A 20,213-nucleotide genomic window follows, 5' to 3' on the forward strand; every position below is an offset into this window, starting at 1 on the left:
GATAGCCGATCGCCGAAGGAACTCCCGCATGAGGATGGACGACACGTCGCCGCCGGGGGCCGGACCCGGAGTCCGGACGATCTGGCTCACCGTCAACGGCCGCACGCGGGAGCTGCGGATCGAGCCCCGGGTGAGCCTTCTGGACGCGCTGCGCGAGCATCTCGCGCTGACCGGTTCGAAGAAGGGCTGTGACCAGGGGACGTGCGGTGCCTGCACCGTGTGGGTGGACGGCAGCCGGGTGCTGGCCTGCCTGACGCTCGCGATCGCCTGCGAAGGACGTGAGGTCACCACCATCGAGGGCATGTCGGACGGCGACCGCCTGCACCCCATGCAGGAGTCCTTCATCGCCCATGACGCGTTCCAGTGCGGCTACTGCACGCCGGGGCAGATCATGTCCGCGGTCGCGCTGCTGGACGAGGGGCACTCCGCCGACGGCGAGATCGCCGAGTGGATGAGCGGCAACCTCTGCCGGTGCGCGGCCTATCCGAACATCCGGGCCGCGATCCGCGAGGTCCGCGACGCGATGGGCGGTGCGGGACGATGAGGCCCTTCGACTACGCGCGGGCGGCCGATGTCGACACGGCGATCGCGGCGGTCTGGAGGAATCCGGGCGGCGCCTTCCTCGCCGGCGGCACGACCCAGGTGGACCTGGTGCGCCAGAACGTGCTGCGGCCGGACCTGCTGGTCGACATCAACGACCTGCCCCTGAACCGCGTCGAGGATCTGCCGGACGGTGGCCTGCGCATCGGCGCGCTGGCACGCATGAGCGACGTGGCGCAGGCGGCCGGGGTGGTGGACAGGTTTCCCCTGGTCTCGCAGGCCCTGCTGCTCGGCGCCTCGGCGCAACTACGGAACATGGCCTCGATGGGGGGCAACCTGTGCCAGCGGGTGCGGTGCGGCTACTTCCGTGATGCCGTGTCGCCGTGCAACAAGCGCGAGCCCGGCAGCGGTTGCGCGGCCATCACCGGCTTCCATCGCGGGCACGCCGTGCTCGGCACGAGCGACAGGTGCATCGCCACCCACCCGTCCGATGTCGCGGTCGCGCTGGTCGCCGTGGACGCGGTGCTGCGCACGCGGGGCCCGGGAGGCGAGCGTTCCGTCCCGATCGACGACTTCTTCCTGCTGCCGGGGGAGACCCCGCAGCGCGAGAATCCGCTGGAGCATGGGGAGCTGATCACGGCGATCGAGGTTCCCGCGGTTCCGGTGGCGCGCCGGTCGGTCTATCTGAAGGTCCGTGACCGTGCGTCCTACGAGTTCGCGCTCGCCTCGGTCGCGGCGGCGGTGGAGGTCCGCGACGGCGCCGTCGCCGACGTCCGGCTGGCGCTCGGCGGGATCGCGACCAAGCCGTGGCGCGCGCGGTCGGCCGAGCAGAGCCTGCTCGGCGGGCCGGCCTCGCGGGACGCCTTCGCCGAGGCGGCCGCGCGGGCGCTGGCCGCGGCGGCGCCACGGCCGCTGAACTCCTTCAAGGTCGAGTTGGCGCAGCGGACGATCGTCCGGGCGCTGACGATGCTCACGAACGGGGATGACCGATGAGCGGAGCCGTCGGCCGAGAGGTCGCGCGCGTGGACGGCCGGGAGAAGGTCACCGGCACGGCGCGCTACTCGGGAGAGTTCGCCCTGCCGGGCCTGGCGTACGCGCAGATCGTCGGAGCGCGGGTGGCCAGCGGACGCGTCACCTCGATCGACACGACGGCGGCGGAGGAGGCCGGCGGGGTCGCCGCGATCCTGACCCGGTCCGACCTGCCGCGGGTCGCCCGTGTGCCGCTGGTCCCCTCCCTGCTGGGCGCGCCGGCGCCCGGAGAGACGTTCTTCCCGATGCAGGACGATGTGGTGCACTACGCGGGTCAGCCGGTCGCGATCGTCGTGGCCGACAGCCTGGAGCAGGCGCAGCACGTCGCCGCCCTCGTCCAGGTCGAGTACGCCGAGACGCCGTCCGTCACCGTCATCGAGCAGGGCCGCGCCGACGCCTACGAACCGGAGAAGATCTTCGGTGGCTTCATGCCGGCCCAGCTGCGCCGCGGGAACCTCGAGGAAGGATTCTCGGCGGCGGACGTGCACGTCGACACCACGTTCCGGTTCTCCCCCAACCACCACAACGCGCTGGAGCCGCTGACCACCACCGCCGTGTGGGAGGGCGACAGGCTGACGCTGTACGACTCCTGCCAGGGCATCAAGGCCGTGCAGCTGACCGTGGCCGCCCTGCTCGGCCTGTCCCCGTCCAAGATCCGGGTGCTGACCCGGTTCGTGGGCGGCGCCTTCGGGTCCAAGGCGATGGTCTGGCCGCACGTGACCCTCGCCGCGCTGGCGGCCCGGCACGTCCGGCGTCCGGTCCGGCTCACGGTCACGCGTGAGCAGATGTTCACCTCCTGCGGGCACCGCGAGGAGCAGGAGCAGCAGGTCAGGCTCGGGGCGCGGCGGGACGGCACGCTCACCGCGATCCGGCACCACAAGATCTCCGTCACCTCGCCGTTCGACGACTGGGCCGAGCCCGCGTTCGGCGCCGCCTCCCAGGTGTACGCCTCTCCCGCCTTCGAGGGCGTGCACCGGCTGGTACGCGGCAACACGATGACTCCCACGTTCACCCGCGGTCCGGGGGAGTCCGCGGGGATGTTCAGCCTCGAATGCGCGATGGACGAGCTCGCCTGCGAACTCGGCATCGACCCGGTGGAACTGCGGATGCGCAACCTCACCGACGTCGACCCGAACACCGGTCATCCCTGGTCCAGCGGCGGACTGGCCGAATGCCTGCGGCGGGGTGCGCAGCGGTTCGGCTGGGACGGCCGCGACCCCCGTCCCGGCGTCCGGCGCGAGGGGAACCGGCTGATCGGGACCGGCATGGCCGTCGCGGCGTACCCGGTGGCCTTCTTCATGCGAACCCAGCGGGCCCGCGCCCGCCTGTACCCCGACTGCACCGCCGTGGTGTCCACCGCCGCCCAGGAGTTCGGCACCGGCATGACCACCGTCCTGACCCAGGTCGCCGCCGACGGCCTTGGGATCGACCTGGAAGACGTGCGCCTGGACTACGGCGACACCGACATGCCGACCGCCGGCTCCCCCGTGGGCTCCAACGGCGCGATGATGGTCAGCGCCGCCGTGCACGACGCCGCCAGCGCCGTACGCGACCAGATGACCGCCGCTGCCGTCGGCGACCCCCGGTCACCCCTGCACGGCGCCGACCCTGCCGGGATCACCGTCACCGGCGGACGCATGAGCGTCGCCGACGGCACCGGCGAGACCTACGGCGACCTGATGGAACGGCAGATGATGAACGACGCCGAAGCCGTCGGGAGCTGGGATCCGCCGCCGCTGGACACGCCGCACGGGCTGCTGACGTTCGGGGCCCAGTTCGCGGAGGTCGCGGTCGACGCCGACCTCGGTCTCGTCCGGGTCCGGCGCATGACCGCGGCGTTCGCGCCCGGCCGCGTCCTCAACCCCATGACGGCCCGCAGCCAGCTCATGGGCGGCATGCTCTGGGGGATGAGCCAGGCCCTGCTCGAAGGGACCCGCATGGACACGGGCCTCGGCCGCTGGGCCAACGCCAGCCTCGGCGACTACCTCGTGCCGGTCAACGCCGACGCACCCGACATCGAGATCGAACTGATCGAAGTGGACGACCAGGTCACCGGCCCGCTCGGCGTCAAGGGCGTCGGCGAGATCGGCCAGGTGGGCTCGGGCGGCGCGATCGCCAACGCCGTCCACCACGCCACCGGCCACCGCGTCCGCGAGCTGCCGATCAGCGCCGAACACCTGCTGGCCCACCTGCCGGTCCCGGACGCGTGACCCGGGACCGGACGACCCGCGGCCGGGTCCGGCTGGAAGGCCTCGTCTGCGGAACCACCTCACCCCTGCCCGAACGGCCCTCTCTGACCACCCCGCCCCACCTGCTGCCCGCGCACACCGCCGAGCGGCACTGGAATCTCGCCGCCCAGCCCTGGTCGGGCCTGGGCGGCGCGCTGCTCACCGCGGTCGTGTTCTTCGCCCTCGCCCTGGGCACCGGCAGCGCGGCGACATCGCTGGTGGTTCTCGGCCCGCTGGCCACGTTCGCGCTGCCCGCCGTCTCCATGATGGCGTTCTGGTGGAACGACTGGCCCGGCTCCCGGCTGTCCACACCATGGACGGGCCTGATCGACACCGCCCTGCTCGCGGCCGCCGCCGTGGTGCTGACGTTCGCCGGGCAGGCCGTGGTCGAGGACTCCGACCCGCGCGGGATCTTCCAGGCCGAGCCCGGGCCCGCCGTCCCGGCCACGTTCCCCGCGACGCTGCCCCTGGCCGCCGCGGTGTTCACCGCCATGCTCCAGCTGACTCTGGTCAGCGAGCGGTGGCCGCTGGCCGCCCTGGGCCGGCTCCTCTCAGGCGTCGCCGCGCTCGCGCTCACCTGGGCGGTCGGGACCGGCGCCTATCTCCTGCTCGTCAACCACCACGCCGTCCCAGCCGCGGACCGGACCGCCGCCGGGCTCCGCGATCCCGGCGGCCCCATCGCCGCCGCCGACTTCGGGTCGGCGCTCGTCGCGGTCGGGGTCTGGCAGACGGTGGTCTTCATCGCCCTGCGCGGCTGGCCCGTCAACATCCTCGCCCCGCGCGCGCCGCGCCTGCTCGCGGGCAACGCCCTCGTCATCGTCTCCGGAACCCTCACCTACCTGGTGCTCCGCGAGCTCGCCGGGTGGGAACCGGCGGCCATCAGCGCCGCCTGCGGCTGCGTGATCAGCGCCGCCCTCATCGTCGCGATGCTGTTCGACGGGTGGCCCGCCGCTCACCTGGCACCCGTACCGAACCGCTGCCTCACCCTCGTCCTCGTCGCGCTGGTCGCGCTCGTTCTCGACCGCGCCCTCACCGCCTACGCCGACGGCATGGACTGGACGCGGGCCACCGCCGACGACTGGGTCACCACGGCCGCACTCAGCTTCCTTGGCACCGGCATCATCCTGCACGTGGGCGTGGGACTCCGCTGGCCCTTCGCCCCGAAGCAGGACCGCTAAACCGGCTCCGTCGGCGCGGGGCCCAGCGCGCGGACGGCGAAGTCGATCGCGGTGGCCAGCCGCCGCGGGTCATGTCCGGCGCGTTCCCGGACCCGCAGTCCGAGCACCGTGGTGAACAGCATCTCCACGGCCGCGTCGAGATCGAGTCCGGTGCGCAGCTCGCCGTTGCGACGCCCCTCGTCCAGCAGTGACCGCAATGCCCGCCGGGTGACCTCGAAGGCCGCCTCCGTCCGCGCGCTGACCTCGGTGTCCGTGGTGCCCAGTTCGGTGGCGGTGTTCACCACCAGGCAGCCTGGGCCGGGTTCGGCGCCGGCGGTGCAGCCCACCAGCCACAGCAGCCAGTCCCGCAGCCCGTCGCGGACCGGCCGGCCGGCGGTCGCCAGCCGTTCCCTGGCCTGGGCGGACTCGGTCGCGCGGTAGTGGTCGAGGGCGCGCAGGAACAGCGTGTGCTTGTCCTCGAACGTCCGGTAGAGGCTGCTGGGCGTGAGGTGCAGTTCGGCGCCCAGGTCACGGACCGAGGTGGCGTTGTAGCCGCGACGCCAGAACAGGTCGGTCGCCTGGGCGACCGCCTCCTGCTCGTCGAACTGCCGAGGTCGTGCCATGCGCCCACCCTAACCGACTTGTGGAGCGATCGCTCCCATACTAGGGTCCGACGCAGCATTTGGGAGCGATCGCTCCCAAATGGATTCCTGGGGAGGTCGACGTGACGAGTACTGAGCGGACCGCCCGCGCCGTACGGCAGGAGCCGGAGCCAAGCCGCTGGGCGGCCGTGGCGGCGGTGGCGCTGGGCACGTTCCTGTTGGTCACCGCCGAACAACTGCCCATCGGCCTGCTCACCGAGGTGGGCTCGGCGCTGCGGGTGTCCGAAGCCACGGCCGGACTGATGGTGACCGTGCCCAGCCTCGTCGCGGCGATCGCGGCCCCGGTGGTCCCGGCGCTGGTCGGCGCGCTGGACCGGCGGCTGCTGCTACTCGGCCTGATGGGGTTGATGACCTGCGCCAACCTGACGACCGCGCTGGCGCCGAACTTCGGCGTGCTGGTGTCGTCCCGCGTGGTGGTCGGGGTGGCGATCGGCGGGTTCTGGGCGGTCGCGGGCGGGCTGGCGGTCCGGCTGGTGGACGAGGCGCACGTGCCGCGCGCCACCGCGATCATCTTCGGCGGGGTCGGCGCGGCGAACGTGTTCGGCGTGCCGATCGGCACGGTGGTCGGCGGCTTGACCGGGTGGCGGATCGCGTTCGCGTCGCTCAGCGCGCTGGCGCTGGTCGCGCTGGCCGCGCTGCTCAGCGTGCTGCCCCCGCTGGCCGCCTCCCAGGTGATGAGCCCGCGCCTGCTGGCCCGGCAGCTGCGCAACCCCGGCGTCCGGGTCGGCATACTGGCCACCTTCCTCGTGGTGACCGGTCATTTCGCGGCCTACACCTTCGTCAGCCCGGCCCTGCGGCGGCTGTCCGGGATCGACGCGCGGCTGGTCGGGCTGCTGCTGTTCGGGTTCGGAATCGCGGGCATGATCGGCAACTTCGCCGCCGGGGCGGCACTGGCCCGCCGGACGCACCGCACCGTGCAGGTGATCACCCTGACCCTGGCCGTCGCGATGCCGCTGTTCCTGCTTCTGGGCCGGGGCACGGTCGGCGGCATCGCGCTGCTGGTCGTGTGGGGTCTGGCCTACGGTGGGGTGTCGGTCGGACTGCAGACCTGGATGATCAAGGCCGCGCCGCGCGCGGTGGAGCCGGCCTCCGCGCTGTGGGTGGCGGTGTTCAACCTGTCGATCGGCCTGGGCGCGCTGGTCGGCGGCGTCGTCCTCGACTCGCTCGGCCTGTCGGGCGTGCTGTGGCTCGGCGGCGCCGCCGCTCTGGTCGCGGCGCTGGCGGTGTCGACCGCACGAGGCCACGCCGACCTGCGTTGACCGGAGGCGACTCCGGCGCCGCACTCCGCCCACCGTCCGGGCGGCCGACCGAACCCGGCCCCACGGCCGCCGCCTTGCGCGAACTGCACACCGATCGCACCGCTGCGACGGGCCGGGTTCCGTTTCACTGATCTGTTGATTCCCCGGCCGGCCGCCCGTAGAGGGTGGCGGTCCAGGTGTCGGTGAGGACGTCGACGAGGGTGTCCTCGTCGTCGAAGGGCGAAATCCCGGCTGCGGCCAGATAGTAGAGCCGCTCACCGTGCCAGGTCAGTGATGCGGCGACAGCGCGCACGTTCATGCCGGCGAGTCGTCGCAGGGCCTGCGGGTCGGACTGGATACGCGCCACGGCGGCGTCGGTGAACAGGTCCATCTGTTCAAGCCAGAGAGCTCGCAGGTCGGGGTCGGAGGCCCAGTTCTCCACGATCGCCATGAGGACGCCCGCGTTCTCGCGCCACAGCCGGGCGCCTTCCTGGGTCCCCGCCCGCAGTGCGGTGACCGGGTCCTGCCGTCCGTCGGTCCAGGGATGGGCCGCCTGCCGGCCCTGCGCCACGGCCCGGCGTACCAGCTCGGCCAGCACGGCCTGCTTGTTGGGGAAGTAGAAGTAGAAGCTGGCGCGGGACACCCCGGCGGCGGTCAGGATGTCGGCCACGCTGAGGCCGTCGAACCGGCGCTCCCGCAGCAGCTCGCGCGTCGCGGACAGGATCTGTTCCCCGGGTTGGCCGGAGGTGGGCGGGGTGTCGGATCGGCGAGCGGGCCGGGAGGAGCGCTTGGCGGACATGAGGCCATCATACGCGATGTCTATACACAGTGTCCGTACAACGTGTATGGTCCCGGTTCATGGCAGATATAGCGATCCATTTGGTCGTCACCGATCCCGACCAGGCCGCCGCCTGGTACGCCGAGGCGTTGGGCGCGCGCGAGACGAGCCGCATAGCGATTCCCGGCGGGGCGACGCTGACCGTCGAACTGCGGCTCGGCGGCACGGTGCTGGCGGTGGCGGGAGAGATGCCCGAACGCGGCATGCGCGCACCGGCGAGCCTCGGCGGCACGCCCGCCGCACTGCATGTCCCCGTCTCCGACGTCGACGCGGCCTGGGCGCGGGCGACGGCGGCCGGAGCCACGGTCTTCGAGCCGGTGCACGACGCGTTCTGGGGCGATCGCACCGGCCAGTTCCTGGATCCGTTCGGACACCGGTGGGCGCTGGACCAGCACGTGCGCGACGTGCCGCACGAGGAGGTCGTCGCGCAGGCCGCGCAGCTGTTCTCCGGGTCGGGGAAGGCGTGAGATATCGGACGCTGGGCACCAGCGGCCTCCGGGTGTCCGAGGCGATCCTGGGTGCGATGACCTTCGGTGAACACGGCGGCGTGGGCGCGCCCCTGCCCGAGTGCCGCCGGATGCTCGACCAGTACGCCGAAGCCGGCGGAAACATGATCGACACCGCGGTGAACTATCGCGACGGAGCCAGCGAGGAGTTCCTCGGCGAACTCCTGGAAGGCCGGCGGGACTCGTTCGTGCTCGGTACCAAGTACACCGTCTCCCGCGACCGCGACGACCCGAACGCCGCAGGCAACCAGCGCAAGAACCTGCGCGCCTCGCTGGAGACCAGCCTGCGCCGGCTGCGCACCGACTACCTCGACGTGTACTGGGTGCACATGTGGGACCGGCACACGCCGGTCGAGGAGACCATGCGCGCGCTCGACGACGCGGTCCAGGCCGGCAAGGTGCTGTACGTGGGGATCTCCGACACCCCCGCCTGGGTCGTCGCGCACGCCAACACACTGGCCCAGTGCCGCGGCTGGAGCCGGTTCATCGCGCTCCAGGTCCCCTACAGCCTGCTGAAGCGCGATATCGAGCGAGACCTGCTGCCGATGGCCGAGACGCTCGGACTCGGCGTCACGACGTGGAGCCCGCTGGCCGGCGGGGTGCTGTCGGGAAAGTACACCCGCTCGGGGACCGCCAGTGGCCGGCTCGCCGGCGCATCGCTCTCGGACGGCGACCACGCCGTCGCCCGCGTCGTAGCAGAGGTCGCCGACGAGCTGGGCGCCACGCCCGCGCAGGTGGCGATCGCCTGGACGATGAGCCGTTCGCCCATCGTCCATCCCATCATCGGGGCACGCACCAGCGATCAGTTGCGCGACAACCTCGCCGCACTCGATCTCACCCTCCCGCCCGAGACCGTCGCTCGACTGACCGAGGCCACCGAGTTCACGCCCGGATTCCCGAACGACTTCATCGCCGAAACCTCTCCCTGGGTCTTCGGCGCCGCGCTCCCCACCCCCGAAAGACCGCGGGAGTAGGCCCGGTGCCGCGATGGCCGCGACCAGCTGATCCCGCGGCGTGTACACGGTGCCCGGTGACGCGGCGTGGCGGCGTTGCTGCCGCTCTATGACCCAAGCCACATGTAGTTCCTGTCAGCAATCGGGGCGCTGTCCCGCTCAATTCACCGAGAGCAGGCGAACCGACAGGAGGAACACATGAAGCACCGCATCGTCGTCCTCGGCGCAGGCTATGCCGGGGCCTACGTAGCAGGGATCCTGGCCCGCCGACTGTCCCCGGCGGACACCGAGATCACCGTGGTCAACGCCGTGCCGGAGTTCGTCCAGCGAATGCGGCTGCACCAGTTGGCGGCCGGCCGGGACATCGAGGCTCCGAAGCTCGCCGACGTCTTCGCGGGCACGGGGATACGGCTGCGCGTGGCCCGCGTCACCGCCGTCGATCCTGAGCGCCAGGTCGTCGCCGTGGCCGACGCCGACGGCGGCGGCGAACTCGGCTACGACACGCTGTTGTACGCGCTCGGCAGCCATGGCGCCGACCGCGCCGTCCCCGGCGCGGCCGAACACGCCTTCGACGTCGCCGCCAGGCCCTCGGCGCTGCGCCTGCGCGAGCGCCTGGACGGCCTGGGCCGGCGGGGCGAAGGCGGGCGTGTGGTGGTCGTGGGCGACGGGTTGACCGGCATCGAGAGCGCCACCGAGATCGCCGAATCCCGGCCCGGCCTGTCGGTGGCACTGGTCGCCCGCGGCGAGCTGGGCGCCCGGCTCTCCGCCGGGGCCCGCGACCACCTGCGCCAGGCGTGCGACCGGCTGGGCATGACCGTCCTGGAGCACACCAGCGTCGAAGCCGTCGAGGCGACGCGGGTGCTGTGCGCCGACGGCACCGCCCTGGCGTCCGACGCGACCGTGTGGACGGCCGGGTTCGAGGTCGACCCCATGGCCGCGGCCGGCGGACTGGAGGTCACCGGGAACGGTCAGATCGTCGTCGATCGCACCATGCGGTCGGTCTCACACCCGAACGTCTACGCCATCGGTGACAGCGCCCACGCCATCGGCGACAACGGCCGGTCGCTGCCGATGTCCTGCGCCTCGGCCGGCTACACCGGCCGGCAGGCCATCGAGGCGATCGTGGGGCGCCTGACCGGCCGCAAGATCGTAAACACCAAGCTGGTCTACACCTACAACCACATCAGCCTTGGGCGGCGGGACGGGATCCTGCAGCCGGTCGACGACGAAGGGCGGGCGAAGCCGAAGTACGTGGGCGGCCGGAAGGCCGCGCGGGTCAAGGCGGGCGTCATCAGGACCTCGCTGTGGGCCACCTCGCACCCGACCTTCGGCATCCCCAAGCGCAGGCGCCGTCTGGCCACGGCGCCGGACGCGTCCGCCGAGAGGGCCGCCGCCTTCGCGCCGGACGCGTCCGCCGAGGCGGCCGTGTAGCCGCCTAAGTTGGTTCGCGTGGACGGCTCCGCCGCTGATCGCTCCGACACCGGCCGGTTCGAGGCCAGCCGTGACCGGCTGGCCTCGTTGGCGTACCGGCTGCTGGGCTCCGCCGCCGACGCCGAAGACGCCGTGCAGGACGCGTTCCTGCACTGGCAGGCCGCCGACCGGCGGCGGATCGAGGTGCCGGAGGCATGGCTGACCAAGGTCGTCACCAATCTGTGCCTCGACCGGCTCCGCTCGGCACAGGCCCGCCGCGAACGCGCCGTGGGCGCCTGGCTGCCCGAACCGCTCCTCGACGGCGACCCGATGCTCGGCCCGGCCGCCACCTTCGAGCAGCGCGAATCGGTCTCCCTGGCGGTGCTGACCCTCATGGAGCGCCTGTCACCCCTTGAGAGGGCCGTCTACCTCCTGCGCGAAGCGTTCTCCTACAGCCATGCCGAGATCGCCGAGATCCTCGACATCACCGAGTCCGCAAGCCAGCAGCACCTCCACCGGGCGCGGCACCGCGTCGCCGGCGCGCGCCGCCGCGGCGGCGAAGTCGACCCCGCCTCCGCCCGCAGGCTCGTCGAGGAATTCCTCGCCGCCGCCTCCTCGGGCCGCACCGAACGGCTGGTGGAGCTGCTCACCGACGACGCGACCGCGATCTCCGACGGTGCCGGCCTGGCCGAGACGCTGCTGCAGTACGACACTCCGCAGCGCATCGCCGCCGTCGTAGGGGCCGGCTTGAAACCCACACCCGCGAAACGACGATTCGCCGGCGGCGCACCCGCCATCCACTACGCGCTCGTCAACGGCGCACCCGCCCTCCTCTTCGTGCTCGACCGCCGGGTCATCGGCGTCGTGGCGTTCGAGATCACCAAGGGCGAGATCGCAACCGTGCGCGGCATCGCCGCCCCCGCCCGCCTCGCCCGCCTCACCGAAACCTGGCGGCGGCAGGAACCGGACACACCGCTCATCACCCAGTGGTGACCCGACGCCCACCGCGGCCGGGAGTGGCGGACGACCGTCCCGGCGGACCTTGGCCGGTCAAGAAGGAAGGCCGTCGGTTCCGGTTTCGATTCGGTAGCCGACGCCGGGCACCGTGGCGATGAGCCACGGTTCGCCGAGTCGTTTGCGCAGGGCGGAGACGGTGATGCGGACGGCGTTGGTGAACGGGTCGGCGTTGGCGTCCCAGGCCCGCTCCAGGAGCTCTTCGGCGCTGACGACACCGCCGTCGGCGGCGACGAGGACGTCGAGCACGGCGAACTGCTTGCGGGTGAGCGCGACGTAGCGTCCGTCGCGGTAGACCTCCCGGCGGAAGGGGTCCAGCCGCAGGTCCGCGATCTCGCGGACCGGGGGCCGGGCGTGCGCCCGCCTGCGGTCCAGCGCACGCAGCCGCATGACGAGCTCTCGAAGCTCGAACGGTTTGGTGAGGTAGTCGTCGGCGCCGAGCTCGAACCCCGAGGCCTTGTCGTCGATCCGGTCGGCGGCGGTGAGCATGAGGATGGGGATGCCGCTGCCGGAGGCGACGATCCACCGGGCGACCTCGTCCCCGGAGGGACCGGGGATGTCGCGGTCCAGGACCGCCAGGTCGTAGGAGTTGACGCTGAGCAGTTCCAGGGCGGAGTCGCCGTCGCCGGCGATGTCGGCGGCGATCGCCTCCAGCCGCAGACCGTCACGGACGGCTTCGGCCAGGTAGGGCTCGTCTTCAACGACCAGCACGCGCATACCTGAAGGCTAGGCGGGACGGCATATCGCCGACATATGCAAAGCCGGGCCGCCGCCGAGAGCACGATCACCGAGCCTTCCTTCACCTGTGGCCCGGGTGAACCGGAGGAGGTTTCCGGAGGGGGCGAGGAAGGCGCAGTCGCGGACCGGTGCGGAGCTGGGCCGCGCCGACCCACTTCGTCATCATGGGCGTCCTCTCGCTGCCCAACTGGCCAACCCTTCACCGGCCTGCGCCCGAAGGGCGCGCGGTCAGGGCGCCGGGAGTCTGCGGACTGCCACGCCGATGAACCGGTCGGCGGGGACGAATCCGTAGTCGCGGGAATCCCAGCTGGTGGGCGCGTTGTCGCCCAGCACGACGAGGGCACCCGGCGGCACGGTCGTCTCCCGCGTCTCCCGCAGGCACGGCACCCGGTCCACCGGGACGGGATCACCGGCCACCGCGATCGCCCGCTTGACGAGCAGGAGCCCGTCCGGGTGGACCCGCATGACCGGGATCTCCTCGTCCGGGGCGGGGGCATCGGGGGGCGGCGCGTCCAGCGTCGGCGGCTGGATCCGCACCACCACGATCTGGCCCGCGCGCACCCGCCGGGTCCGGCGGACGAGGAGCCGGTCGCCGGAGTGGAGCGTCGGCTCCATGCTGGGTCCGTCGACCGTGGTGATCAGGTACCGCAGGCGCACCCAGCCGGTGAGGGCGCCGGACACCAGGAGCACGCCCGCCGCGGCGGCGAGCCACATCATCCGATGTCCTCGGAAGGCTGCGGAGCCTCCTGGTATCCGGCCGCCTGCAGCCGGAACAGGCGGGCGTAGTGGCCGCCCGCCGCCAGCAGCGTCTCGTGCGTGCCGAGCTCGGCCACGCGCCCGCCGTCGAGGATCGCGATGAGCCCGGCGTCCCGTACGGCGCTGAGCCGATGCGAGATCAGCAGGCTGGTCCGGCCGGACCGGTGGAGGCGCATCTGGGCGTGGACCTCGTGCTCGGCCTCGGGGTCGAGACCGGAGCTGGGCTCGTCCAGGATCATCAGGTCCCGGCCGTCGCGGACGAAGGCACGGGCCAGCGCGAGGCGCTGCCACTGGCCGCCGGACAGCACCACCCCGGTGCCGGCGTCGTCCTTGTCCGCCTCGGAGAAGAACATCCGGGTCAGCAGGGTGTCATAGCCGTTGGGCAGCCCGGCGAGCTTGTCGTGGACGCCCGCGCGGGCGGCCGCCCCCTGGACCGCCTCCGGCCGGTCGAGCGTCCGGAGGTCGCCGACCGCGATGTTCTCCCTCGCGGTCATGTCGTAGTTCATGTGGTCCTGGAACACGGCGCTGATGCGCTCGCGCAGCGCGGGCGGCGGTATGTCCCGCAGGTCGACGCCGTCCCAAAGGATCCGCCCGCGGGTCGGGTCGTACATGCGGCAGAGCAGTTTGACCAGCGTGCTCTTGCCCGCGCCGTTCAGGCCGACCAGCGCGACGGCCCAGCCGTGCGGGATCGTCAGGTCGACGCCGCGCAGCACCCAGGGGTGGTCGTCGCTGTAGCGGAACCACACGTCCTGGAATTCGATGCCCCGCCGCAGTTGCGGTGCCTCGCCCGTCGCGGCGCTCGGCAGGTCCGGTTCCGCACGGGTCACCGCGACGTAGTGCGTGAACACGAGCAGGCGGCCGTGGGCGGTGGCGATGGAGGACGTCAGCAGGGTCAGGGCTGTCTGGACGCCGCCGACCGCGGCGACGAACATGGTGATGTCCCCGACGCCGAGCGTGCCGTGCCGTGCCGCCGTGATCGCCCACCACAGGCCGCCGCCCGCCACCGCGGCGCTCAGCGCGGTGAGCCCGCCCTGGACGGCCAGTTCGCGCCGGCTCATCCGTTGCTCGGCCCGGTTGCCGCGACGGCGTTCGGACATCATCCGGGCGCGCAGGAAGGCGCCGATGCCGAACAGCCGGATCTCGGTGGCCGCCTCCACGTCCGTCAGCAGGCGGCTGTAGAAGAACTCGCGGCGGTGGGTCTGCTCGGTCGTCCACTGCATGGTCGCCCGGCTCCGCGACAGCAGGAGTTCGGCGATCAGCGCCGGTACGGCGGCCATCAGCACCAGCCCCGTCATCTGCGGGCTGATCACCAGAAGCGAGGTGAGGAAGCCGATGAGGGACAGCGCGCCGCGCGCGGTGCCGCAGACGGCGTCGACCAGGTACCCGGCGCTGCCGGCCGCCTCCTGCGCCAGGCGCAGCCGGTCCAGGAAGACCGGATCCTCGAACCGGCGGAGCCCGACCTGGCGTTCGGTCGCGGCGAACAGCCGGTCGGTCGCCCGGACTCCGGCGGCCCGGCCGCCCTGGTCGCGCAGGTACTTGCCGATCCCGGGCAGGGCTGCGGCGGCCAGACCTGCCGCAACCAGGGCGGCGGCCGGGCCCGCGACCGAACCCTGAGAATTCGCCAGCCGGTCGACCACCGTCTTCATCAGCCATGCGGTCGCGACCGGCGCGGCGGCCTCGGCCAGGGTGATCAGCAGGTAGCCGGACACGCCGCCGGGCGCGGACCGCCAGACGAGCGCGGCCGCCTCGGTCCCGGCGGCGGCCACTCCGCGGACGGGGGGACGTCCGCTCACGCGCCCGCCCCCCGGTTCGCTTCCGGCGTCCTCACGCCGGGGCTTCGAGGGGCAGGTCCTCCAGGCGCCCGCCCGTGGCCACCACGCGCTGCCCGCCGTCGACGATGTAGAGCGCCGGCGTCCAGGTGTTCTGGAAGGCGCCGCTCACGGCGCCGTCGTAGTCCTCGACGACGACGCGGACCGCCGGTGACAGGACCGCGACCAGCTCGGGATCCTCGCCGGTCACGACCGCGAGCCGGGGCAGCCCCGTCGTGAGCTCCGCGAAGCGCGGAGCCAGCTCGTGGCAGGGAGGGCAGTTCGCGGAGAAGAAGGCGACCAGGGCGGGGAGGTCCGCCTGGGTGACCGGCTCGCCCTCGGTGGTCGTCGCGGTGAAGTCGCCGATCTGCGAGCCGGGCTCGAGCGCCATCGGCGGGGCCGCGAGCTCCCCGTGGCCCGGGTGCGCGGCGCCGTGCCCCCGCAGCCTGCGGATCAGGGTGAGCGTGAGGACGAGGTTGAACGCGGACAGCAGCCCGAGGAGGACGACGGCGGCGATGAGATAGGGCATCAGGGGTTCCTCGCGAACAGCTCGACGATGTCGTCGAGAAAGACGATCAGCACGGCTCCGGCCAGCCCGGCCGCGGCGGCCACCGCGATGCCGCCCGCGGGCGGCAGGCCGCCGGGGGCCAGGGCGCCGAGCACGGCGCAGGTGAGCAGCGCTCCGTTGCGGACGAGATGGCGCGGACCGAGCGGAACGCTGGACGGGCCGAAGCAGCGGCAGGCGGTGCGGCGTCCGCGCCGGACCGCGGCCGCGACGGCCGCGGTGAAGGCGGCCAGCAGCACGGCGGCGAGACCGAAACCGAGGGGGGCGGTGACCGGCGCGATCAGCAGCGGCGGCACCAGTGCCTCAAGAGCGGTCGTGGTGATCGCCAGGAGCCGGGCGCGGCCGGGCCACGCGGGCACCAGCGCTGGAACGGACCTGGCGAAACCGTCGAAGTCGCGGAGTTTGGATACGGCCGACACGGCGAAGACCAGCCCGATCAGGCAGGCGCAGCCGATCCGCACGAGTTCCATGCGCACTCCTCACAGGACGACCCCTCGCGTGCGGCGGCGCGCCGGCGCCCGCGAGGGGTCTCACGGCTATCCGCAGGCGCCGATCACCCAGGACTGACAACCCTGGTCGAGGCAGCACATGCGGCGCATGTACAGGGTGCGGTAGCAGTAGTTGCTGTAGCTGCAGCCGGCGGACGCGGTGGCCTTGGGGGCCACGCGCTCCAGCAGGCGGTCGACGAGACGGCTCATGCGTGTCTCCTCTCCCCGGCCGTCGGGCGGCCGTGGGCTGTGATCATGAATCGGACCAACCGGATTACAGCACACCAGGGGCCCGCGATCCCGTTTAAAGATCATTTTTCTCCCTGCGGGCATGTTCGGCCAGGGGTGGGCGGGCTTCTCGGCGGAGGTGGGTCGTCCGCCCTGCCTTGAAAAACGCCCTCGGAGCGAGCGTCAATCGGTCTTCGGGGTGATCTTCTGAAGCGGAGGTCGGGTCCGGCGGTGGATCACGGGGACAGGTAGCGCATTCGAGAATCACTGGACCAATCCGTGCAATTGCGCGGGAGAGGCAGCGATCCCCACGAAGGGAACCTCATGCGTCTCGGACACAGGATTCTCGCGGCCGGCGTGGCCGGTGCGGCGCTCGTGCCCGCCTTAGCGGTCACCGCCCTGGCCGCCCCGGGCGAAACGACGAGCACGGTCGAGAAGGAGCGCGTCGACCGGGTGCCCGCCCCGAAGCCGGCCTGGTACAAGTGCTACGACTACGCGGAATGCGCGACCGTCCGGCTGCCCCTGGACTACGACGATCCGAAAGGCGCGACCACGGAGATCGCCCTTCTGAGGGTGAAGGCCCGCAACGCCAAGAAGCGGATCGGCAGCCTGTTCGTCAACCCTGGCGGGCCCGGCGGTCAGGGCACCGCGATCGCCTACCAGGCGCCCGACTTCCTCGGTAAGGACGTCCTCGACCGCTTCGACATCGTCGGGTTCGATCCGCGAGGCATCGGCTTCAGCTCCAACGTCGCCTGCTTCACGTCCACCAGGGACCAGACGCTCGCGCTGGCGGGGATGAACGTGGCGTTCCCGGTCGGCGCGAAGCAGGAGGCCGCCTACATCAAGTCGGCGAAGGCGGTCGGCAAGGGCTGCTCGACGACGGGGAAGAAGCTGGCGGGCGCGATGTCCTCCGCCGAGGCGGCGCGCGACATGGACGTCCTGCGCCGTGCGGTCGGCGACAAGAAGCTGTCCTACCTGGGCTTCAGCTACGGCACGGCGATCGGCCAGTACTACGCGAACATGTTCCCCGACCGGCTGCGCGCCGTGGTCGTGGACGGTGTCATCAACCCCGTCTCCTGGGTCGGCACCCCCAAGACCGCGAACCAGATCCTGGACGACCGGCTCCGGTCCGCCGACGGCGCCTACAAGGCGCTGCGGGAGATCCTCGTCCGATGCGGCAAGGCGGGCAAGGCGAAATGCCAGTTCGCCGCCTACGGGGACCCCGTCAAGAACTTCGACGCCCTCGCCAAGCGGCTGAAGGCGAAGCCCGCCGAGATCGACGGTGAGAAGGTCACCTACGCCGACCTCGTCGGCGGCGCGCTCGGCTCGCTGTACGACCCGGGCGGCTACGAGTACATAGACGCCATGCTCACCGACCTGTGGGCGGCGACCTCGCCCGCCTCGACGGCGGCGCAGGCCGCCAGGGCGCGCAAGGCCCTCGCCGCCCGCATCGCCGAGCGCCGGGCGGAGGTCAGGCGACAGAAGGAGGCCGCGGAGAAGGTCTCGGCCAAGGACTTCCCCTACGACAACGGCCTCGAGGCGTTCAGCGGTGTCACCTGCACCGACGGCCTGCACCCGAAGAAGGCGGGGAGTTGGCCCGCGCTGACGGCGGCGTCCGACAGGCGGGCTCCCTACTTCGGGCGCGCGTGGGGCTGGGGAAGCGTCCAGTGCGCCCGTGACGCCTGGAAGGTCCGCGACGAGGACGCCTACACAGGTCCCTTCAACCGGCGGACGAACGCCCCCGTCCTGTTCGTGGGGAACTACTACGACCCGGCCACGAACTACAACGACGCGGTCTCGTCCAGCAAGCTGCTGCCCAACAGCCGCCTGCTGTCCAGCAACAGCTGGGGGCACACCGCCTACGGCACTTCGGCGTGCGTGACGAAGGCGGTCGACGGCTACCTCGTCGGCGGGGCGCTGCCGCCCGCGGGCAAGGTGTGCGTCGGCGACACCCAGCCGTTCGCCGACAGCCCTGAACCGGCGCTCGCGACCAGGGGACCGGCCGACGCGAGCGCGATGGCGCCCCAGGCGGCCACCGCCGGAAACAGCACGAAACTCCCGCCGGTGGCCACGCGGGTGCCCTCGTCCCTCCTGCTCGGAACCCGCTGAACCGAACGACCGTGACGCCGGGCGGGCCGCATACCGGCCCGCCCGGTGAGCGGCCCCGGCGCGACGGCCGTGCAGAGATGTCTCGCGTCCGGCGGGGGAGCCCGTGAACGCCGGGTACCGCACGGGGCCCGCACCGCCGTCGGCCCCGCTGTGGTGCGCGGAGGTGGGAGCCCGCGGATGCTGGGTAGCGCGACGGCATGGACAGAATCACGCGCGGACTGGCCGCCGGAGCGGCCGGGACCACCGCCCTCAACATGGTGACCTATCTCGATATGGCGGTTCGGGGACGGCCGGCCAGCAGTACGCCCGAGCAGAGCGTGGAGAAGCTGGCCGACGTCGCCGGGGTCGAGCTGGGCGAGGGGGAGAAGGCCGAGAACCGCAAGGCCGGGCTCGGGCCGATGCTCGGTTTCGGCACCGGACTCGGCGCGGGGCTGCTGTACGGCCTGCTGGCGGGGCGCCGGCGCTTCCCGCGGCCGGTCGGGACCGTCGTGCTGACCGGGCTGGCGATGGCCGGGTCGAGCGCCCCGATGACCGCCCTCGGCCTGACCGATCCCCGCGAATGGTCGGCGTCGGACTGGGCGTCCGACGTCGTCCCCCACCTGGCCTACGGCGCGGTGGCCGCCCTTGTCTACGAGGCGCTGAACTAGGGCCAGGGCGCGGCGAACGCCCTGGCCGGGTTCGTGGTGAAGATGGCCGTCGCCGCCTCGGGGCCCAGTTGCCGTTCGACGCGCGGGCGCAGTGCGCGGAGCGTGTGGGGGACGCCCAGCTCCGCGCGGGCGCTCGCCGTCGTCGTGTCGCCTCCGATCAGGAGCCGGTCGGTGTGTCCGGCTTCCGCGAGCGCGGTGAGCGAGGCGAACAGGTGCCAGTCGGTGGCGTGGTGGGTGCGGGACGGGCCGTCGAACGCCAGGTAGGCGCCCGATTCCGCGGCGCGGTGGTGGACCCACGGGTCGGGAGAGCGGTTGAGGTGCCCGAGGATCACCCGGTCCGGCGGCACGCCGAGGGCCCCGCAGAGCAGGTCGAGGACGTCGAGGGCCGACGTCCCCTGCTCCAGGTGGACGCCGATGGGGGCGCCGGTCGCAATCGACGCCCCGGCCGCCGCGGTCATGACGCGCCGGGCGTGGGCGTCCAGGCCGTGGAAGGCGGTGGCAACCTTGATCATGCCCGCCCGGCCGCGGGTCAGCTCGTCGGCGAACAGGACGTCCGGCTGGAGGCGTTCCAGCAGGGCGGCGTCGTAGTGGGCGGCCTGGTGCAGGCCGGTGGCGGCGATGACGTGGACGCCGGTGGCGCGCGAGAGGTCCGCGAGGTCGTCGATGCGGCGTCCCATCCCGTGGGGCGTCCACTGGGCGACCGCCCGGCCGCCGAGCGCGGCGAAGGCGCGGAGCTGGGCGGCGGCCGCGGCGGGGTCGTCGAGCTCCTCGCCCGGCAGCCGGGGCGAGCGGAGGAAGAGGTGGTCGTGGGCGTTGCAGACGCCGAGGTCGCCGGGGGCGATGTCGCCGAGGACCGTCCTGATCCTCACAGCGCCGCCGCCACCACGCGCAGGCCCGCGAGGACCTTCGGGACGCCGAGGTAGGGCGCGAGGTGGACGAGCGCCTCGACGATCTCCTCGCGGGCCATGCCGAGCCGGAGGCAGGTCGTCACGTGCCCGGTGAGCTGCGGGTCCACGCCGCCCATCGCGGTGAGGGCGGCGAGGTTGAGCAGCTGCCGGTCGCGCAGGGACAGGCCCTCGCGCTGGTAGGTGCCGCCGAACAGGCTCGTGACGATCCAGTCGGCGAAGCCCGGCGCGAGGTCGTCGAGGCCGGGAAGGGCGGCGTTCTGGGTGGCCTCGTCCTGGAGGACGTCCAGCAGCCGGTAGGCCGCGTCCCGGTCGAGGCGGGTGCGGGTGAGGTGCTCGGCGAGCGGCATGGTGATCTCCTCTGTAACGCTTGAGTCGTTACCGTAGCATCGTA

The 20,213-nt window shown here is 72.5% G+C and carries 21 protein-coding genes; 11 read left to right on the forward strand and 10 right to left on the reverse strand.

Translation table 11 applies throughout. The features are described 5' to 3' along the window. The first annotated feature begins 28 nt into the window (after positions 1-28). From AB0H37_RS25925 to AB0H37_RS25940, 4 genes are read left to right on the forward strand one after another with little or no spacing between them, the layout of a single operon-like run. Positions 29-544 carry a (2Fe-2S)-binding protein gene (locus AB0H37_RS25925; protein ID WP_329097164.1) on the forward strand — a complete coding sequence of 172 codons (516 nt, stop codon included), beginning with the start codon at positions 29-31 and terminating at the stop codon, positions 542-544. Further along, positions 541-1,533: a xanthine dehydrogenase family protein subunit M gene (locus tag AB0H37_RS25930; protein ID WP_360615776.1), complete on the forward strand. Its 993-nt coding sequence runs from the start codon at positions 541-543 to the stop codon at positions 1,531-1,533. The genes AB0H37_RS25925 and AB0H37_RS25930 overlap by 4 nt, the downstream gene beginning before the upstream one ends. Next, complete coding sequence (locus tag AB0H37_RS25935) at positions 1,530-3,779, forward strand: xanthine dehydrogenase family protein molybdopterin-binding subunit (protein ID WP_360615778.1); 2,250 nt, start codon at positions 1,530-1,532, stop codon at positions 3,777-3,779. Before AB0H37_RS25930 ends, AB0H37_RS25935 begins: the two co-directional genes overlap by 4 nt. Further along, positions 3,776-4,975, forward strand: coding sequence for a hypothetical protein (locus AB0H37_RS25940; RefSeq protein WP_360615780.1), 1,200 nt, complete (start codon positions 3,776-3,778; stop codon positions 4,973-4,975). The genes AB0H37_RS25935 and AB0H37_RS25940 overlap by 4 nt, the downstream gene beginning before the upstream one ends. Here the strand turns inward: AB0H37_RS25940 and AB0H37_RS25945 are convergent. Then, a complete protein-coding gene (locus tag AB0H37_RS25945; RefSeq protein ID WP_360615782.1) occupies positions 4,972-5,577 on the reverse strand; it encodes a TetR/AcrR family transcriptional regulator in 606 nt (201 codons plus the stop codon). The genes AB0H37_RS25940 and AB0H37_RS25945 overlap by 4 nt on opposite strands. A 101-nt stretch (positions 5,578-5,678) precedes the next feature. Between AB0H37_RS25945 and AB0H37_RS25950 the strand changes: the two genes are divergently transcribed. Beyond that, entirely contained in the window at positions 5,679-6,875 is a 1,197-nt protein-coding gene (locus tag AB0H37_RS25950; RefSeq protein WP_360615784.1) for an MFS transporter, read from the forward strand. Between the two features lie 124 nt (positions 6,876-6,999). On the opposite strand, the gene AB0H37_RS25955 is transcribed toward AB0H37_RS25950, so the two are convergent. Continuing rightward, positions 7,000-7,653 (reverse strand): TetR/AcrR family transcriptional regulator, encoded by a 654-nt coding sequence (locus AB0H37_RS25955; RefSeq protein ID WP_360615786.1) that lies wholly within the window; start codon positions 7,651-7,653, stop codon positions 7,000-7,002. A 59-nt stretch (positions 7,654-7,712) separates the two neighbouring features. On the opposite strand from AB0H37_RS25955, the gene AB0H37_RS25960 reads away from it, so the two are divergent. From AB0H37_RS25960 to AB0H37_RS25975, 4 genes are all read left to right on the forward strand, one after another. Then, a complete protein-coding gene (locus AB0H37_RS25960; RefSeq protein WP_360615788.1) occupies positions 7,713-8,159 on the forward strand; it encodes a VOC family protein in 447 nt (148 codons plus the stop codon). Beyond that, the gene (locus AB0H37_RS25965; RefSeq protein ID WP_360615790.1) at positions 8,156-9,172 is read left to right on the forward strand and encodes an aldo/keto reductase; all 1,017 of its coding nucleotides are present in this window, start codon (positions 8,156-8,158) and stop codon (positions 9,170-9,172) included. Before AB0H37_RS25960 ends, AB0H37_RS25965 begins: the two co-directional genes overlap by 4 nt. A gap of 177 nt (positions 9,173-9,349) precedes the next feature. Further along, positions 9,350-10,582 carry an FAD-dependent oxidoreductase gene (locus AB0H37_RS25970; RefSeq protein WP_360615792.1) on the forward strand — a complete coding sequence of 411 codons (1,233 nt, stop codon included), beginning with the start codon at positions 9,350-9,352 and terminating at the stop codon, positions 10,580-10,582. A gap of 18 nt (positions 10,583-10,600) precedes the next feature. Continuing rightward, complete coding sequence (locus AB0H37_RS25975; protein ID WP_360615794.1) at positions 10,601-11,554, forward strand: sigma-70 family RNA polymerase sigma factor; 954 nt, start codon at positions 10,601-10,603, stop codon at positions 11,552-11,554. A 57-nt stretch (positions 11,555-11,611) separates the two neighbouring features. Here the strand turns inward: AB0H37_RS25975 and AB0H37_RS25980 are convergent, their stop codons facing one another. The 6 genes from AB0H37_RS25980 to AB0H37_RS26005 form a co-directional block, all read right to left on the reverse strand. Beyond that, complete coding sequence (locus AB0H37_RS25980) at positions 11,612-12,292, reverse strand: response regulator transcription factor (RefSeq protein ID WP_329097142.1); 681 nt, start codon at positions 12,290-12,292, stop codon at positions 11,612-11,614. A 249-nt stretch (positions 12,293-12,541) separates the two neighbouring features. Then, positions 12,542-13,030: a S26 family signal peptidase gene (locus AB0H37_RS25985; protein WP_360615795.1), complete on the reverse strand. Its 489-nt coding sequence runs from the start codon at positions 13,028-13,030 to the stop codon at positions 12,542-12,544. Next, on the reverse strand, positions 13,027-14,862 hold the full coding sequence (locus AB0H37_RS25990; protein ID WP_360615797.1) for an ABC transporter ATP-binding protein: 1,836 nt from the start codon (positions 14,860-14,862) through the stop codon (positions 13,027-13,029). Before AB0H37_RS25990 ends, AB0H37_RS25985 begins: the two co-directional genes overlap by 4 nt. Positions 14,863-14,893: 31 nt before the next feature. Beyond that, positions 14,894-15,406: a TlpA disulfide reductase family protein gene (locus AB0H37_RS25995; protein ID WP_329097138.1), complete on the reverse strand. Its 513-nt coding sequence runs from the start codon at positions 15,404-15,406 to the stop codon at positions 14,894-14,896. Next, on the reverse strand, positions 15,406-15,912 hold the full coding sequence (locus tag AB0H37_RS26000; RefSeq protein ID WP_179831528.1) for a MauE/DoxX family redox-associated membrane protein: 507 nt from the start codon (positions 15,910-15,912) through the stop codon (positions 15,406-15,408). The genes AB0H37_RS25995 and AB0H37_RS26000 overlap by 1 nt, the downstream gene beginning before the upstream one ends. A 66-nt stretch (positions 15,913-15,978) precedes the next feature. Beyond that, positions 15,979-16,140: a hypothetical protein gene (locus tag AB0H37_RS26005; protein ID WP_179831529.1), complete on the reverse strand. Its 162-nt coding sequence runs from the start codon at positions 16,138-16,140 to the stop codon at positions 15,979-15,981. Positions 16,141-16,482: 342 nt separating this feature from the next. Between AB0H37_RS26005 and AB0H37_RS26010 the strand changes: the two genes are divergently transcribed. Together AB0H37_RS26010 and AB0H37_RS26015 are read left to right on the forward strand one after the other, a co-directional pair. Beyond that, on the forward strand, positions 16,483-18,267 hold the full coding sequence (locus tag AB0H37_RS26010) for an alpha/beta hydrolase (RefSeq protein ID WP_360615800.1): 1,785 nt from the start codon (positions 16,483-16,485) through the stop codon (positions 18,265-18,267). Between the two features lie 197 nt (positions 18,268-18,464). Continuing rightward, positions 18,465-18,914 (forward strand): hypothetical protein, encoded by a 450-nt coding sequence (locus AB0H37_RS26015; protein ID WP_179831533.1) that lies wholly within the window; start codon positions 18,465-18,467, stop codon positions 18,912-18,914. Here AB0H37_RS26015 and AB0H37_RS26020 read toward each other — a convergent pair. Both AB0H37_RS26020 and AB0H37_RS26025 read right to left on the reverse strand, forming a co-directional pair. Next, on the reverse strand, positions 18,911-19,783 hold the full coding sequence (locus tag AB0H37_RS26020; protein WP_360615802.1) for a hypothetical protein: 873 nt from the start codon (positions 19,781-19,783) through the stop codon (positions 18,911-18,913). The two genes, AB0H37_RS26015 and AB0H37_RS26020, sit on opposite strands and share 4 nt — an antisense overlap. Beyond that, entirely contained in the window at positions 19,780-20,169 is a 390-nt protein-coding gene (locus AB0H37_RS26025; protein ID WP_179831535.1) for a carboxymuconolactone decarboxylase family protein, read from the reverse strand. Before AB0H37_RS26025 ends, AB0H37_RS26020 begins: the two co-directional genes overlap by 4 nt. Between the last annotated feature and the right edge of the window lie 44 nt (positions 20,170-20,213).

Source organism: Actinomadura sp. NPDC023710 (assembly GCF_040639875.1).
Taxonomy (GTDB): domain Bacteria; phylum Actinomycetota; class Actinomycetes; order Streptosporangiales; family Streptosporangiaceae; genus Spirillospora; species Spirillospora citrea.

What these genes read in the sequence shown, in the direction of transcription:
- AB0H37_RS25930 (WP_360615776.1), top strand. Translation starts at nt 541, where the DNA reads ATGAGGCCCTTCGACTACGCGCGGGCGGCCGATGTCGACACGGCGATC.
- AB0H37_RS25960 (WP_360615788.1), top strand. Translation starts at nt 7,713, where the DNA reads ATGGCAGATATAGCGATCCATTTGGTCGTCACCGATCCCGACCAGGCC.
- AB0H37_RS26005 (WP_179831529.1), bottom strand. Translation starts at nt 16,140, where the DNA reads ATGAGCCGTCTCGTCGACCGCCTGCTGGAGCGCGTGGCCCCCAAGGCC.
- AB0H37_RS25970 (WP_360615792.1), top strand. Translation starts at nt 9,350, where the DNA reads ATGAAGCACCGCATCGTCGTCCTCGGCGCAGGCTATGCCGGGGCCTAC.
- AB0H37_RS25980 (WP_329097142.1), bottom strand. Translation starts at nt 12,292, where the DNA reads ATGCGCGTGCTGGTCGTTGAAGACGAGCCCTACCTGGCCGAAGCCGTC.
- AB0H37_RS26000 (WP_179831528.1), bottom strand. Translation starts at nt 15,912, where the DNA reads ATGGAACTCGTGCGGATCGGCTGCGCCTGCCTGATCGGGCTGGTCTTC.
- AB0H37_RS26015 (WP_179831533.1), top strand. Translation starts at nt 18,465, where the DNA reads ATGGACAGAATCACGCGCGGACTGGCCGCCGGAGCGGCCGGGACCACC.
- AB0H37_RS25995 (WP_329097138.1), bottom strand. Translation starts at nt 15,406, where the DNA reads ATGCCCTATCTCATCGCCGCCGTCGTCCTCCTCGGGCTGCTGTCCGCG.
- AB0H37_RS26010 (WP_360615800.1), top strand. Translation starts at nt 16,483, where the DNA reads ATGCGTCTCGGACACAGGATTCTCGCGGCCGGCGTGGCCGGTGCGGCG.
- AB0H37_RS25955 (WP_360615786.1), bottom strand. Translation starts at nt 7,653, where the DNA reads ATGTCCGCCAAGCGCTCCTCCCGGCCCGCTCGCCGATCCGACACCCCG.
- AB0H37_RS25945 (WP_360615782.1), bottom strand. Translation starts at nt 5,577, where the DNA reads ATGGCACGACCTCGGCAGTTCGACGAGCAGGAGGCGGTCGCCCAGGCG.
- AB0H37_RS26025 (WP_179831535.1), bottom strand. Translation starts at nt 20,169, where the DNA reads ATGCCGCTCGCCGAGCACCTCACCCGCACCCGCCTCGACCGGGACGCG.
- AB0H37_RS25935 (WP_360615778.1), top strand. Translation starts at nt 1,530, where the DNA reads ATGAGCGGAGCCGTCGGCCGAGAGGTCGCGCGCGTGGACGGCCGGGAG.
- AB0H37_RS25925 (WP_329097164.1), top strand. Translation starts at nt 29, where the DNA reads ATGAGGATGGACGACACGTCGCCGCCGGGGGCCGGACCCGGAGTCCGG.
- AB0H37_RS25985 (WP_360615795.1), bottom strand. Translation starts at nt 13,030, where the DNA reads ATGATGTGGCTCGCCGCCGCGGCGGGCGTGCTCCTGGTGTCCGGCGCC.